The sequence below is a fragment of the Paracraurococcus ruber genome, from assembly GCF_004353985.1.
Taxonomy (GTDB): domain Bacteria; phylum Pseudomonadota; class Alphaproteobacteria; order Acetobacterales; family Acetobacteraceae; genus Paracraurococcus; species Paracraurococcus ruber.
The window spans coordinates 14,811-29,607 of record NZ_SMOA01000064.1 but is presented as its reverse complement, the minus strand read 5'-3'; the positions used below and the strand labels follow the sequence as shown (position 1 = coordinate 29,607).

The window sequence follows — 14,797 nt, the reverse complement described above, 5'->3', positions numbered from 1 at the left end:
CGGCCCGGGACCGCTGCCGGAGATGCCGGACCGGGCGCCGGCCGCCCCGCCGCCGGAATTGCTGGGCGCGCCGCCGGCCGCGCCGCGGCTGTAGCGGCCGCCTGCCGGGCGGCCGGCGCAGTTCGCGCTCACGCCGCGGCGCAAACGGCTCTATAGGGGCGGACCGCGCCCGCCCGGACGGCGCGGCCCATGCACACGGATCCAGACGATGACCGAGGAATTCCACCGCATCCGCCGCCTGCCCCCCTATGTCTTCGCCGAGGTGAACGCGGCGAAGGCGAAGGCGCGGGGCGCGGCAGAGGACATCGTGGACCTCGGCATGGGCAACCCCGACAGCCCGACGCCGCCGCATATCGTCGCCAAGCTGGTCGAGGCGGTGCAGGACCCGCGCACCCACCGCTATTCCATGTCGAAGGGCATCCCCGGGCTCCGGAAGGCCCTGGCCGGCTACTATGCCCGCCGCTTCGGGGTGGCGCTGGACCCGGAGACGGAGGTGGTGGCCACCCTCGGGTCCAAGGAAGGGCTGGCCAACCTGGCGCAGGCCATCTCCTCCCCCGGCGACACCATCCTGGTGCCCAACCCGTCCTACCCGATCCACCAATTCGGCTTCATCATCGCCGGCGCCACCGCCCGCAGCCTGCCCTGCACGCCGGATGACGAGATGCTGGCGGCGATCGACCGGGCGGTGCGCCACTCGGTGCCGAAGCCGACCGCCGTCATCGTCAACTTCCCGTCCAACCCGACGGCCCATCTCGCCTCGATCGAGTTCTACCGGGAGCTGGTGGCGCTCTGCCGCCGGCACGAGCTCTTCATCCTGTCGGACCTTGCCTATGCCGAGCTGTATTTCGGCGACGTGCCGCCGCCCTCGGTGCTGGAGGTCGAGGGGGCGAAGGACATCACGGTCGAGTTCACCTCCATGTCCAAGACCTACAACATGCCGGGCTGGCGCATGGGCTTCGCCGCCGGCAACCCGCGGCTGATCGCGGCGCTTGCGCGGGTGAAGAGCTACCTGGACTACGGCGCCTTCACGCCGATCCAGGTGGCGGCCACGGCGGCGCTGAACGGCCCGCAGGACACGGTCGCCGAGATGCGCAAGCTCTACCGGGAACGCCGCGACCTGCTGGTGAAGGGGCTGCGCCAGGCGGGGTGGGAGGTGCCCTCGCCCGAGGGCTCCATGTTCGTCTGGGCGCCGATCCCGGAGAAATTCCGCCATCTCGGCAGCATCGAGTTCTCCAAGCTGCTGCTGGCCCGCGCCAAGGTGGCGGTCGCCCCCGGCCTCGGCTTCGGGGAGCATGGCGACGGCCATGTCCGCATCGCCCTGGTGGAGAACAGCCACCGCATCCGCCAGGCGCTACGCGGCATCCGCGGCTTCCTGCAGGGCGACAATCTCGGCCCCGCCGAGATCGCCGAGAAAGAAGCGGTGTCGGCATGACCGCGCCCGATCGTGCAGCGCCGGACCGGAGCGTGAACCGGCCGCGCCTCGATGGTCAGCCTCTATCGATCGCGGTCGCCGGCCTGGGCACGGTCGGCGCCGGCGTGCTCAAGCTGCTCACCGACAATGCCGGGCTGGTGGCGGCGCGGGCCGGGCGGCCGCTGGTGGTCGGCGCCGTCTCCGCCCGCGACCGCACCCGCGACCGCGGCGTGCCGCTCGGCGCGCTGCGCTGGTACGACGACCCGGTGGCATTGGCGGCCGATCCGGGCACGGATGTGGTGGTGGAGCTGATCGGCGGCAGCGACGGGCCGGCCAGGGCGTTGGTCGAGGCGGCGCTGCGCGCCGGCAAGCCGGTGGTCACCGCCAACAAGGCGCTGCTGGCGGTGCATGGCGCCGCCATCGCGGAACTGGCCGAGGCGCTGGGCGTGCCGCTGGCCTTCGAGGCGGCGGTGGCCGGCGGCATCCCGGCCATCAAGGCGCTGCGGGAAGGCCTGGCGGCGAACCGGCTGAAGCGCGTCGCCGGCATCCTGAACGGCACCTGCAACTACATCCTGACGGTGATGCGCGAGCACAAGCGCGAATTCGCCGAGGTGCTGGCCGAGGCCCAGGCGCTGGGCTACGCCGAGGCCGACCCGTCCTTCGACATCGACGGCGTGGATGCGGCGCACAAGCTGGCGATCCTGGCCGCGCTGGCCTTCGGCCGGCCCGTCGACTTCGCCGCGGTGCATGTGGAAGGCATCCGGGAAGTCAGCGCGCTCGACATCGCGCTGGCCGAGGAGCTTGGCTACCGCATCAAGCTGCTGGGCCTGGCGGCGCGGACCGAGGCGGGGATCTCCACCCGCGTGCATCCCTGCATGGTGCCGGCCGCGGCGCCGATCGCCCGGGTCGATGGCGTTTTCAACGCCGTGGTGGCGGAAGGCGACTTCGTCGGCCGGGTGATGCTCGAAGGCCGCGGCGCCGGGGCCGGCCCGACCGCCAGCGCGGTGGTGGCCGACCTGATCGACATCGCCCGCGGGCGGCACACGCCGGTCTGGGGAGCGGCGGGCGGCACGCTGGATGCGGTGCCGGCGGTGCCGATGGAGAAGCACACCGGCGCCTACTACCTGCGGCTGATGGTGCTGGATCGGCCGGGGGTGATCGCCGATGTCACAGGCATCCTGCGCGACCACGCCATCAGCCTGGAGGCGATGCTGCAGCGCGGCCGCGCCCCGGGCGAGGCGGTGCCGGTGGTGATGACCACGCATGATTGCGAGGAGGCGCAGATGCGCGCCGCGCTGGCGCGCATCGCGGCGCTCGGATCGGTGCTGGAGAAGCCGGCGCTGATCCGCATCGAGCCGCTCTGACCTAAGCCAGGGACGGCGTAGGGACGCGCCTTCGACCGTGTCGAAGGCGACCCTGCCCGGGGCCCCGGGTGCAGGCAAGGGTGTCGGGCGCCCGGTCCCGGCGCCGGCCCCCGGGGCCGCCCCGCCGACTTCCGGCCGCCGCGCCGCCCGTGTAGTCTGCCGGCCAATCGGACGGAGGCTCACATGGCGGACTACGACGCGTCGACCCTGCTGGTCGACCGCAACCTCGCGCTCGAACTCGTGCGCGTGACCGAGGCCGCGGCGCTCGCCGCCTCCCGCTGGATCGGCCGCGGCGACAAGAACGCCGCCGACGGCGCCGCCGTGGACGCCATGCGCAAGGCCTTCGACACCGTCGCCATCAGCGGCACCGTGGTGATCGGCGAGGGCGAGATGGACGAGGCGCCGATGCTCTACATCGGCGAGAAGATCGGCCTGGGCGGGCCCGAGGTGGACATCGCCGTCGACCCGCTGGAAGGCACCTCCATCACCGCCAAGGGCGGGCCCAACGCCATCGCCACCGTGGCGCTGGCCGAGCGCGGCGGCTTCCTGCACGCCCCCGACATCTACATGGACAAGGTCGCGGTCGGCCCCGGCCTGCCGGAAGGCATCGTCCACCTGGACGCCAGGCCGGAGGAGAACCTGCGCGAACTGGCGCGGGCCAAGAAATGCGACATCGGCGACCTGCTGGTCTGCACGCTGGACCGCGACCGCCACCAGGACATGATCGCCGCCTGCCGCAAGGCCGGCGCCCGCATCATGCTGCTGGGCGATGGCGACGTGGCCGGCGTCATCGCCGTCTCCCAGCCCAGCACCGGCGTCGACATCTACATGGGCAGCGGCGGCGCGCCGGAAGGCGTCCTGGCGGCGGCCGCGCTGCGCTGCATCGGCGGCCAGATGCAGGGCCGGCTGATGTTCGAGAACGAGGAGCAGGTGTCCCGGGCGCGGGAGATGGGCGTGACCGACCCCAAGCGCATCTACGGCATCTACGAGATGGCGCGCGGCAATGTCATGTTCGCCGCCACGGGCGTGACCGGCGGGCCGATGCTGCGCGGCGTGCAGCGCAGCGCCGGCGGCGCCATGACGCATTCCATCGTCATGCGCAGCAAGTCCGGCACGGTGCGCTACGTGGAGGCGCACCACAATTTCGCCCGCAAGCCCGCGGCCTTCGTCGCCTGACGCCCGGCCCGGGGGGAGGGAAGGTGGATATCGGGCCGCCGCCGGTCGCGGCGGACGCCGTCCTGGGCATCGCGCGCAGCGTGACCGGGCGGCGCTGGGTGCGGCGGGACGGGGATGCCCGCCTCGGCCTCGCCATCGCGCAGCGGGCGGACCTGCCGGAACTGGTCGGGCGGCTGCTGGCCGCCCGCGGCATCGGGCTGGAGGCGGTGCAGGACTTCCTCGAGCCGACCTTGCGCGCCCTGCTGCCGGACCCGTCGGTGCTGCGGGACATGGACGCCGCCGCGTCCCGCCTGGCCAGCGCGGTGCGTGAGGGCGAGACGGTCGCGGTCTTCGGCGACTACGACGTGGACGGCGCCTGCGCCAGCGCGCTGATGGTGCGCGTGCTGCGGCAGCTGGGCTGCGACGTCTCCCACTACGTCCCGCACCGGCTGACCGAGGGCTACGGCCCGAACGCGCCGGCGATGCGGGAGCTGTGCGCCCGCGGCGCGACGCTGATCGTCTGCGTCGACTGCGGCATCGCGGCGCATGACGCGCTGGAGGCGGCGCGCGGCCAGGCCGACATCATCGTGCTGGACCACCACAAGGCGGAAGGCCCGGTGCCGCGCGTCGCCGCGGCGGTGAACCCGAACCGGCTGGATTGCGAGTCCGGCCTGCGGCAGCTCTGCGCCGGGGCCGTCACCTTCATGGCCGCGGTCGCGCTGCACCGGGTGCTGCGGCGGGAAGGCTTCTTCCAGCGCCGGCCGGAGCCGCCGCTGATGGACCTGCTGGACCTGGTGGCGCTGGCCACCGTCTGCGACGTCATGCCGCTGACCGGCGTGAACCGCGCCCTGGTCGCCCAGGGGCTGAAGGTGATGGCGAAGCGCCAGCATGCCGGCGTCGCCGCGCTGCTGGAGGTCGGGCTGGTGCGCGACCTGCCCTCGGCCCATTCGCTCGGCTTCGTGCTCGGGCCGCGGATCAATGCCGGCGGGCGAATCGACGAGCCGGATCTCGGCCTGCGCCTGCTGCTCTGCGACGACCCGGTGGAGGCGCGCGCCATGGCCGAGCGGCTGGATGCGGTGAACCGCCGCCGGCAGGAGGTGGAGGCCGAGGTGCTGGGCGCGGCCTTCGCCCAGGCCGAGGCGCAGCATGCCGCCGGCCATGCCGTCCTGCTGGTCTCGGGCGATGGCTGGCACCCCGGCGTGGTCGGCATCGTCGCCGGCCGGGTGAAGGAGAAGTTCAACCGCCCGGCCTGCGTCGCCGGCGTGGCGGACGGGCTGGCCAAGGGCTCCGGCCGGTCGGTGCCGGGCATCGACCTGGGCGGCGCGGTGATCGCGGCGCGGCAATCGGGCCTGCTGGAGACCGGCGGCGGCCATGCCATGGCCGCCGGCTTCAGCCTGCGGGTGGAACGCCTGACGGAACTGCATGCCTTCCTGGATGACCGCCTGGCGCCGGCGGGCGGCTTGCCAGGCGCCGCCGACCTGGTGGTGGACGGCACCGTGCTGGTCCCGGCCGCCACCGCGGCGCTCGCGCAGCAGGTGGAGCGCCTGTCGCCCTTCGGCGCCGGCAACGAGGAGCCGGTCTTCGCCATCCCCCGCGCCCGGGTGGTCCGCGCCGACCGGGTGGGGAAGGAGGGCAACACCATCCGCGCCTTCCTGGAAGGGGAGGGGGGCGGGCGGCTGAAATCCATCTGCTTCCGCGCCAAAGACGGCCCGCTGGCCGAGGCGCTGCTGGCCCGGACCGGGGCGCCGATGCACCTGTGCGGCCAGTTGCGGGCGGAACGCTGGAACGACGAGGTCAGCGCCTGCCTGCATGTGGTCGATGCGGCCCCGGTGCCGCCCGGCACTTGACCCGGGCCGCCGCGGCGCCTACTCCGACCCCGCGCAGTCCCCATCGTCTAGAGGCCTAGGACACCAGCCTTTCACGTTGGCAGCACGGGTTCGAATCCCGTTGGGGACGCCATTTCCCCCGCTTAAGCATATGATTTAGGCCGTTTTTCTCTGCCGGCTGCATTTATCCCCCACATCGACCCCCACACGCCGCCCGCGCTGTGGTGAAACAGCTCACGACAGCATGAATCGGGTTCTTTTTCCGTTCTCCTGGCTAGGCTTGGCGTCATGCCACCGCCCCTGGACACCCTAGCCGCGCTGGATAGCTGGTGGTTGGAGGTCCACCGCATCTGCGGTCGGACCACCATGTTCCCTTGCCGATTGCTCGCTCGCCGCTTCGGTCCGCAGGTCAGGGCGTCGGCCTTGGTCGCTAGGATGCGATGTTAGCGATGCGGCGAGCCGCCCGTCACGGCCGCGCTGGCGGACAACCCGCAGCTTGGTGCGCCGAGGTATGTCGGCGGCGGGCAGCCGGTGCGGCTGGCAGTTAGTGGCGACTCAAAGTGAGGCTCATGCCTCTCGGCTGGCGAAGCCTGCAAGGCGATGCAGTAGTTTGGTGGGCAGTTGTTGCCCGTTCTCGTCCCATGCCTTGGACTTCTGCCTCAGTGCAGATAGGCGCCGGGACTGAAAACTGTTGCGATAGTGGAAAACATGCGCTCCGATCATCCTGGGCGAGCGTCTCGCCGCACGTTCAGTAACATTTTGTAACAGTCGAAACGGCAGTTTAGCTCCATGATCTCCTATGCCGCCGGCCAGAGAAAGTTTATCGTAAGAAACCATCAACGAAATCATTTAAGATGCGGATCGAATGGGCGGAGCTGCGCGTCGGCCAAACGATAGCCCGTGTGGCATTGGTCAATGGCTATCGCCTCGCTGTGATAGGTCAGGACAACTCATGGTTTTGGACCGTCTCGCACGCCGATCTTAACATTGCGTCTGGAATCTCGCTCGACATGTACGATGCCAAGCGGACCGTCGAGGATGTGTTTTTGACAGCATCGCGCGCCACAGATCCCGCAGCCGAATGAAGTTGCAGACCAATCCATGTCTCTGTCTTGCAGGTCATCTTATTCGGTTGCCTAGGCCGTATTCTCTAGCGCCCGAACCGTCCGCCGCCGTAGGCTCGTCAGGTGCATTCCTGACAGAGCCCAACAATGACGGTCCTTCAGTCTTTGATCGTTTTATCGTTAGTCATCCCCGTGATAGCGGTTGTGCGTGCGGCGCTAGTCGAGGCGCACCGGAACCCCGAACGTGAGCGACCGGAAATAACCGGCACCACCTGGGGCAGCGGCGAAACAGGAGGCGACCTTGGAGGCAACGGTGGATAGTTCGTCTCGGATCGCCAACCTTTGGTAGCCTCATCGCTATTTTTGCGGGCCAGGCCGTGCACCGCGATAATCGCTTCCGGCTCATGCATCGGCAGGGCAGCCGCACATCCGAAAACGTACTCTCCAGGGTGCCCCCCACCTAATCCACCTAGGGTACCTAACCCGCTGGCCGCCAGCGTCGGCTGGTTAGATGCATTAGCCGGGTTAGGTAGGGCGCACCCTGGCGCGTGAAGTCTGCCGTCGCGCGTACAACCGGCGCATCGGCCCGGTCACGGCACCAGGGTCCAGGCTTCCCGCCGCGCCGCGCCCTCGATCTCCACGCCTTCCGGCAGCCGCGTGATGTGGCCGTGTTCCTCCAGCATGCCGACGATGCGCCGGGCCGTTCCGGCATCCCCCAGCGCGTTCAAGCCCCGCTGATAGATGGCGGCGAGGTGGAGACGCGGATCGGGCCGCGCCTGCCACCAGTCCAGCAACCGCTGCGCTAGCCGTAGGTCGGGCGAGACGGCGGCGGCACCCTGCAAGCGGAGCAGTTCCACGGCGTAGTGCCGGGCCAGCACGATCCCGCCCGCCATGGCGTCGCCGGGCACGTCCATCGCGTCAGGATCGGCATAGAGCGCCAGCACCGCGGCAAGCCGGCCGGCATGCTCTGCCGCTTTCGCGCCGAACGCCTTGATGGTGCGCCAGGGACCATCCTGGCCGATGGCGTTCTCCGCCTCGTCATGGAAGGCGATCCACAGCTCCCGCGCTTCCACGGTCAACCGCATGGGCGGCGGGTCCAGCGCGTCAGGCGAGCCGGCCGCGGTCACGGGCGGGCGCTTCAACAGGTAATCCAGGGTACGTCCGTACTCCGCCAGGACGGTCGCGCACTCCGCGGGCGCGTCCCGCCATTGGCGCGTCCCGGCAGTGCTTTCCGGCGCAACCAGCAGGGTCCGTGCCAGCGTGCCGATGCCGTCCAGCATCGTATCGCCGAACAGCTTCTCCGCCACGGTCGGCTGCATCATCACATGCGCGCTGCACCGCCGGCCGGGCAGGGAGGTGGTGCCAGTGAGCGCCCTGGTGCGGCGGATCGTCTCGCCGTCCCATAGCTTGTTCAGCAGCGCGCCGGTTCGCATGCGACTCTCGTCGTTGAAGGCGTGTCCACCGATCAGCACGCCACCCTCCGCCGTGAAGATGCCGCACCAGGGCCGGCCTTCGGCCAAGTGCCGCTCAACCCCTTCGGGCGTGATGTTGTCCACCAGCAAGGTCGCATGTGGTGGCGCCTTCGGCTCCGGTCCGGTGGCATCCAGCGCAGCGCGCATCGCGGCGCGGTCCTTCTTGTGGACCTTCTTGGCCTGTTCCCGCACCTCCTTCCAGGCGGCCAGGTCGTTGGCATAGGCGGCGCGCTCGGTTTCGGCTCTTTCCCGCCATTCCGCCTCAACCCGGTGGACGGCTGCCAGCGCCAGGCGATCCACGCTGGATTTCCGCTCGCCGCTATCCGCGACGCTGACGAACAACTCCGTCAACGGCTTCCGGCCCCCGCCGGGCAACTCCACATCGCGTTGCGCCTGTGCGGCCAAGGTCGCGGCGGCCAGGACGGATTGCGCGCAGATCGCCATTGGCGCCTGCGTCAGCATATGCACGGCCTCCGCGGCGTCGCGCAGCGGCCCCAGCGCCTCAACAGGGAAGTAGGGGGCCGGCGGCAGCGCGCGATACAGCGGGCGCTTCTCGGTCGCGGGTGCGTCGAGGATGGTAAAGCCATCACGGGGCATGGTGGGTCTCCTGCGCCGCGTTGCGGGCGCACAGCAGATCGTTGAAGTCGAAGCCGGGAATGTCAGGCGTGGCGATCCGCACGGATCGGCCCTCGACACGCCAGCGCCGGGCGGCAGCATGGGCGGCATGCTGGCCGGGCGGGTCGGGATCAGCGGCGATCACCACCAGCGGGGCAAGCGTCACAGCAGGGAGTCGGAGTGCTGCCAGGTTGCCGGCGGAGACAGCGGACCAGGCCGCGCCACCGATCAGCACCGCGGCGGAGAGGGCAGTTTCGATGCCCTCCCCAATCACCAGCGGCTCGCCCTCGCGCGGTTCCGCCAGCATGACCACACCGCCCGCCACAGGCCCGAGACTTGCCTTGGCCGGTTCCTCCGCCGCCTTGCCGCTGCCGTCCGGCCGCAGGTAGGTCCGATGAACGGCTTGCAGGTCGCCGGACAGCGGGTTGCGGATCGCGGCGAGCATGGCCGGCAGCCGCTTGCCGCTGGGGTGCGGCGCGTCCGGCAGGTAGCGCAATTCATCGGACCGCACCGCCGGCAATCCGCGGGCGGCGAGGTAGCGTTCCGCGATGGTGCCAGGCGGCGGCAGCGCCCGATCCCACAAGGCGCGCGCCAGGGCGGTTTTCCTGGCCGCTGGTGGCGTCGTGTTGTCGGTGTGCCGCTGCGTTGAGGGTGGCGTGCCGCCCCGCCCCAGCGCCCGCCACAGCGCCACCCTGACGGCCTCGCCGTCCTGACAGGCAGCGCACCACCACAGCGCCCGCCCGTCCTTTTCCTTGACGGCCAGGCTGGCTCCGTAGCCGCAGCTCGGGCAGTCGCCGCGCCACTCGCTGCGCTGCCGGACGGCGCGCAAACCGAGACGCGCGGCGAGGTCGCGGGCGCCGATCATCGACCGCCCCAGATGCGGTTCACCTCGGCATGTGCCTCAGAAATGCTGGCGCAGAGCCGCAGCCGCCTTTCGTCCGGGTGGTAGTAGCCGGCGCGCGGCTCGCCATCCTCGTTCGGGCAATCGTGCAGCAGCAGGATAGGCGGGACTGTGCGGGATGCAGGGCGGGGCGGAGGCGACTGCCATGCACCCAGCGGCAGTGTTTCCCAGGGTAGCGAGGCAATCAGCTTCACGCGGCGCGAGGGATGCTGCCGGCCGCAGGTGGCGCAATAGGTCATCGGCCTTCGGTCCTCTGTCGGACCGGAGCGACGGCGCTGGCGCGAGACGCGCGACTTTGGTATACAGCGGGTGTCGAAGTAGTCCGCAGTTGCCGCAGTCACGCATCGCCGCCGGGCGCCATCAGGCCCCGGCGGTTTGCGTTTCACGGGTCACTGGATGCAGCGCGGCGGCGGTCCGCGTGCGCGATGCGGTGGGGATCATGCATCCACCCCCACCAGCGCCCGCAGGCTCGCCGCGTCCACCAGCGTCCGGCCGCCGCACTTCAGCAGGCGCAGCCGGCCCGCTGCGGCGTGGCGGTAGAGGGTGCTGCGCGACAGGCCGGTGATGCGCGCCGCGTCATTGAGTGTGTGAGATAGCGGTTCGGTCCGTTCGAGCCGCGCCCGCAGGCAAGGTGCCTGAGCCAGAGTTCCTCCAGTCTGCAACATCATGCGCCTCCAAGACGCGGGATGCGTCTTTCACGCCGCTATCTCAGACGGCGGGGGTCGGTGCACGGCGGAACCGGCGAAACGCTTCCGGCGTAACTCAGTCGGGGATTACGCCGGGTCTTAACAGCTCGGCCACCATCTTCTCGACAGTACGGTCATCTGGCGTTGTGTCCATGTTGTCGAGCGCCCAGCGCTTCATATGCTCGTACAGTTCGCCGCGTTTAAGGTCGCCTGCATCCAACGCGAGGCGTGCGACTACTTCCTGGTTGAACGGCTTCCAATCATGGCGCGGCGGCCGACCGCCAAGGCTGCGTGGCCCATCGGTACCGCGCAGTGTGGCGGGAGTAGATACCTCTGGGCGGGAGTCTACTTTATCAGAGGGAGGGGCCGGCCAGACCGAAAGCAGTTCATCAGAAGGAATTAGTATTTGACTAAAAAGCGGCTCATAATCTTGGCTGTGCAATCGAACGTTGGTTTTTCGACTGTCGAAAATGCGATCGGATTTTGTGACTGGAATCAAGTCCCAAAATCTATCAAACGAAACTGGTGCGTTGAAAATCTCATTTGGAATTTTGGTGCGCGGTTCGGAGATGGTCGCTGAAAGCAGCCATTTATTCGATTGCCAACCATAGGCAGAGATTTTCTTTGAGCCTAAAGCTCGACACAACTCCCAAAACGCTTTCTCATATGCAACGATTGCACCAACGCCGACCTTTTTTGACCAGAGCGGATTCCGTTGGCATTTCCTGATAAGCATGCGGCGCAAGATTTCCGCGCCGATACGTGAGATTCGTGAATCTCGATCGACAGGGTAATCGTAAAGAATATTTTGTCCCAGACGATGCGCCCGCCGTCTGAGAGAAAAAATGAACGTTCGAGTTTGCGTATCAACAAAAGCTCCAAGGGTTTGTGGAAGCTCACTCACCTTGTTGCTTTCATTCCATTGATCTTCCGTGAGAAAAACTAAGTCCTCTTTGGATCGCTTGTAGCTTACTTGTTTGAGGCGCTTCAAAGATTCGCTTAACGCAAGTCCATCTGAGAAACCCGGGTAGAGGGTCCTGTCCCATTCATGACTGGGGAGTGCGGTGCCAAAAGCGATCCAGGCCAGCGCACAGTCAATGGGTTCCCAACCCAGAGGTGCGTACAAGGTTACATCTGCGGGCAACAGTGATCGATCCAAATACGCGTCTCCATCCACTCGGCGCCGTTGCATGACTTACAGCGTTGAACAGCCAAAGTGTCGGGCTGTTGGCAAACGAACCAAGCCCGGCAGCTACAGCATAGCCGGTGATGCGCCGGAATGAGATGGATTCCGCAGCAGCCCGATTAGGTGGCTTAGGTGCGTTAGGTGGGGTGCCTGTCCGGGTCTCTGTTTTCACCAAGCCACAGCCTGTGGCCTACTCCGTCGTCGTCACCATGGAGGCTGTGCCGGTATCCCCACGTCTACACCGGCCCCAGAGGGCGCTGCGCGCTATCCATGTCGAGGCGCTAAGTGAGAATGCCAGTCCTGAACGGCACGCATCAAAGTTGTAACCGTCGGAGAAATTTACGTCCGGTGCATGTATTTCGGAAAGTTGCATCCCAAAACATTGAATTTGCTGCGAGATTTCTTTGGCACAGTCGTTGCTCTGGGTGATGCGTGGACTTGTCTTGAAAGAGAAAACGATGAAGCGGCTTGTTCTTCTCGCCTCCGTTGCAATGCTTTCGACCCCCGCGTTTGCAGGCGTCAGCGAAGTTAACTCCCAGATGCTCTTCAGCGCATCCGGTGCAGTTGCATTCAACTCCACCTTCAACGATTTCGGCACCGGTTTCGGCTCCCCGGGTAATCCGTTCACCCGTGGCGATGTGACCTATGCTTCTGCCGACAATCTGACTTGGGGGTCGAACACGGGCTATACGACGACGCAGACGCTCATTGGCAACAACTATTGGACGCCAATCGACGGGACCATCGCTTCCGCTCCGAAGTACGACATGTTCGGTTTCCTGATCGGCATCTCGACTGCGAGCCCGGTCACTTTTGTTCTGACTACGAATCTGACCAGCTACACGTTCGCCGGGGAGAGCATCGTCAACTCTGCTGCGGGACAGCTGCAGTTCAAGGGCTTCATTGCCTCTGGCGGCGAGTACTTCACTGGCTTCCAAATCATCGCGGATAACGGCGTGGGCAATCTGGCCGGCATCACGCAGGTGCAGGTCGGCAACACGGGCGCTGTTCCGGCCGTGCCGGAGCCTGCGTCCATCGCCCTGCTGGGCGCCGGTCTGCTTGGGCTGGGCTTTGCCCGGAGCCGGCGGAAGGCGGCCTGAGCCAAACGGGGCCGAGTCTTGCTGGACTACCATTGGCCCGGCGGCAACCCGCCGGGCCCTTTCCTTACACGTTCCGACAAGTGTTGCCGAAGGCGTGTTGGATCAGTACGTCGTCGCGTTGAGCGCGATTACCTTCGTGTTGGCTGCCACGGCAGGCCGGGCGCAGTAGGCAGCCCATGCCTCCATCATTCTCCGCCGCTTCGCCAGCTTCGCGCCGCGTCTGTGAGCGGGCTCCCCGTTTCGGTGACTTAGGTGCTTTATGTAGGGTGCCGGTGCCGATCCAAGCTTTTGGCACGGCGTAGCGTCACCCGGCGGCGCTACGCCGGGATGCAGTCTGTTCCTTCCCGCCCTCGCAATGGACCGCCCACGCCTCCATGAGTGGCACTCGCCGGTCGTATAGGTCGGACCGGCGGTAGCGGTCCCGGACTTGGTTCGCGTCCTCATGGGCCAGCGCCTTTTCCGCCGCGTCGCTATCGGCCGGCCGTGTGTCGTCCACCCATGTGCGGAAGGTGGCGCGGAAGCCGTGCGGCACTGCCTCCCGGCCGTCCGCATCGCGCCAGGGCGCGGCTACGCCTTCCGGCCGCTTCTCATTCATGCGGCGGATCACGGCAGACAGCGCCATATCGGACAGCGGTGTGGTCCGCTTGGCGCTGGGGAAGATGAAGGCATTGCCCATGAGGGCGGCGAGGCGCGGCAGGTCGTCCACCTTGGCGGCGGTCCCGGTCGCTTCGGTGTAGGCCCGGGCGAGGGTGGCGACGGCAGCGGGTGACAGCGGAACGCGATGGGGCTGCACATCGGCGGCCTTCTTGGCCTTCATGCGCTCGCCCGGGACGGTCCACAACGCGCCGCCGTCGAATGACAGTTCCGACCAGCGGGCGCCGCGAACCTCGCCAGAGCGCAGCGCGGTCAAGATGGTGAAGCGCAGCGCCAGCGGTGCCAGGCCCGGCATCGTATCGAGGGCCTTGATGAAGGCCGGGGCCTTTTGCCAGGGGAGGGAAGGTTGCTTCCGCCCGCCCGGTAGCGCCGGCAGGCCGGCATGGCGCAGCATCCTCGCCTCAGCCGGGTTGTCGTTCGCCCGCCAGCCATGGGCAGCGGCGTAGCGCAGGACTGAGCCGATCCGGCGCAGCACCTTGCGGCCAGTGGCAGGGCGCGAGGTCCACACCGCATCCACTGCGCGCAGGACCGCAGCGCGGTCCACATTGGCCACCGGCATCTGCCCCAGCGTCGGAAAGGCGTGCTTCTCAAGCGAGTTCTGCCAAAGGTCCGCTGTCCGGCCGTTCTTCCAGCCGGGCGACTGCGCCTTGATGCAGGTCAGCGCCACCGCCTTGAAGGTCCGGGCTTCGGCCTCTGTCGCAGCTTCGCGCTCCGCCGCCTGCTCACGGGCCTTGCGGTCGCGTTCTTCGATCGGGTCCAGGCCCTCTCGTGCCGTCACCCGTGCGAGGCGGGCGGCTTCCCGGGCTGCCTTGAGGCTTACGCTGGGAAAGCCGCCTAGCCCCATGTCGCGGCGCTTGCCGGCAACCATGACGCGGCACAGCCAAACCTTCGCTCCGGTGGGCCGCACCTCCAGAAGCAAGCCGCCGCCGTCAGACACGCGGTAGGTAGCTTCGCGCGGCTTAAGGGCTTCGATGCCCTTCACGTCGAGAGGCTTGGCAGCCCGCTTCATCGCCCGTCCCCCACATCCGAAACTCGTCCCCCACACTATCCCCCACATCCGACTTGCGCCAGTGTGAAACGATGTGAGGCGGAATGACGCAGGAACGCGTTGTTTTGACCAGACTTAAGCGAGCTAGATGAAACGGCGTGATACAGCTTGGTCCAGAATATTGGCGTTCGTTGGGGACGCCATCTCTCAGTGTCGCCTTTAAACGGCTGATTTTGCTGGGTTTCTGACCGAGGCGCTTGACGCCTTCCACCTACTCTTTCCCCCTACGCTTGAATGAGTGATCAGCAGGCGTATGTGCCTGCCTATCGTGGTCAGAACGAATCTGTCCGTTTGAAAGAGAACGGCAGAGTGGGT

Annotated in this window: 12 protein-coding genes and 1 tRNA gene; 7 read left to right on the top strand and 6 right to left on the bottom strand. The window is 67.7% G+C overall.

Annotated elements, in window-relative coordinates:
- The first annotated feature begins 208 nt into the window (after positions 1–208).
- From E2C05_RS13885 to E2C05_RS13860, 6 genes are all read left to right on the top strand, one after another.
- Positions 209–1,432, top strand: coding sequence for an LL-diaminopimelate aminotransferase (locus E2C05_RS13885; protein ID WP_133220238.1), 1,224 nt, complete (start codon positions 209–211; stop codon positions 1,430–1,432).
- Positions 1,429–2,775: a homoserine dehydrogenase gene (locus E2C05_RS13880; protein WP_133220237.1), complete on the top strand. Its 1,347-nt coding sequence runs from the start codon at positions 1,429–1,431 to the stop codon at positions 2,773–2,775. Before E2C05_RS13885 ends, E2C05_RS13880 begins: the two co-directional genes overlap by 4 nt.
- Positions 2,776–2,958: 183 nt before the next feature.
- Positions 2,959–3,951 carry a class II fructose-bisphosphatase gene (gene glpX / locus E2C05_RS13875; protein WP_133220236.1) on the top strand — a complete coding sequence of 331 codons (993 nt, stop codon included), beginning with the start codon at positions 2,959–2,961 and terminating at the stop codon, positions 3,949–3,951.
- Between the two features lie 23 nt (positions 3,952–3,974).
- Positions 3,975–5,777 carry a single-stranded-DNA-specific exonuclease RecJ gene (recJ, locus tag E2C05_RS13870; RefSeq protein WP_133220235.1) on the top strand — a complete coding sequence of 601 codons (1,803 nt, stop codon included), beginning with the start codon at positions 3,975–3,977 and terminating at the stop codon, positions 5,775–5,777.
- A gap of 36 nt (positions 5,778–5,813) precedes the next feature.
- Positions 5,814–5,889 (top strand) — tRNA-Glu (locus E2C05_RS13865).
- 721 nt (positions 5,890–6,610) lie between these two features.
- Positions 6,611–6,841 (top strand): hypothetical protein, encoded by a 231-nt coding sequence (locus E2C05_RS13860; RefSeq protein WP_133220234.1) that lies wholly within the window; start codon positions 6,611–6,613, stop codon positions 6,839–6,841.
- A gap of 569 nt (positions 6,842–7,410) precedes the next feature.
- Here E2C05_RS13860 and E2C05_RS13855 read toward each other — a convergent pair.
- The 5 genes from E2C05_RS13855 to E2C05_RS13835 all read right to left on the bottom strand — a co-directional run bounded on the left by E2C05_RS13855 (position 7,411) and on the right by E2C05_RS13835 (position 11,653).
- Complete coding sequence (locus E2C05_RS13855; RefSeq protein WP_240046731.1) at positions 7,411–8,736, bottom strand: YfjI family protein; 1,326 nt, start codon at positions 8,734–8,736, stop codon at positions 7,411–7,413.
- Positions 8,737–8,878: 142 nt separating this feature from the next.
- Positions 8,879–9,772, bottom strand: coding sequence for a DUF7146 domain-containing protein (locus E2C05_RS34640; protein ID WP_133220232.1), 894 nt, complete (start codon positions 9,770–9,772; stop codon positions 8,879–8,881).
- Positions 9,769–10,047, bottom strand: a complete 279-nt coding sequence (locus tag E2C05_RS13845; protein WP_133220231.1) for a hypothetical protein — start codon at positions 10,045–10,047, stop codon at positions 9,769–9,771. The genes E2C05_RS34640 and E2C05_RS13845 overlap by 4 nt, the downstream gene beginning before the upstream one ends.
- 198 nt (positions 10,048–10,245) lie before the next feature.
- Positions 10,246–10,473, bottom strand: coding sequence for a helix-turn-helix domain-containing protein (locus E2C05_RS13840; RefSeq protein ID WP_133220230.1), 228 nt, complete (start codon positions 10,471–10,473; stop codon positions 10,246–10,248).
- 97 nt (positions 10,474–10,570) lie between these two features.
- On the bottom strand, positions 10,571–11,653 hold the full coding sequence (locus E2C05_RS13835) for a hypothetical protein (protein WP_133220229.1): 1,083 nt from the start codon (positions 11,651–11,653) through the stop codon (positions 10,571–10,573).
- Between the two features lie 485 nt (positions 11,654–12,138).
- Here E2C05_RS13835 and E2C05_RS13830 point away from each other — a divergent pair, with 485 nt between their 5' ends.
- Complete coding sequence (locus tag E2C05_RS13830; RefSeq protein WP_133220241.1) at positions 12,139–12,780, top strand: PEP-CTERM sorting domain-containing protein; 642 nt, start codon at positions 12,139–12,141, stop codon at positions 12,778–12,780.
- A gap of 304 nt (positions 12,781–13,084) precedes the next feature.
- Here the strand turns inward: E2C05_RS13830 and E2C05_RS13825 are convergent, their stop codons facing one another.
- Positions 13,085–14,416, bottom strand: a complete 1,332-nt coding sequence (locus tag E2C05_RS13825; RefSeq protein ID WP_205082820.1) for a tyrosine-type recombinase/integrase — start codon at positions 14,414–14,416, stop codon at positions 13,085–13,087.
- Positions 14,417–14,797: the final 381 nt, after the last annotated feature.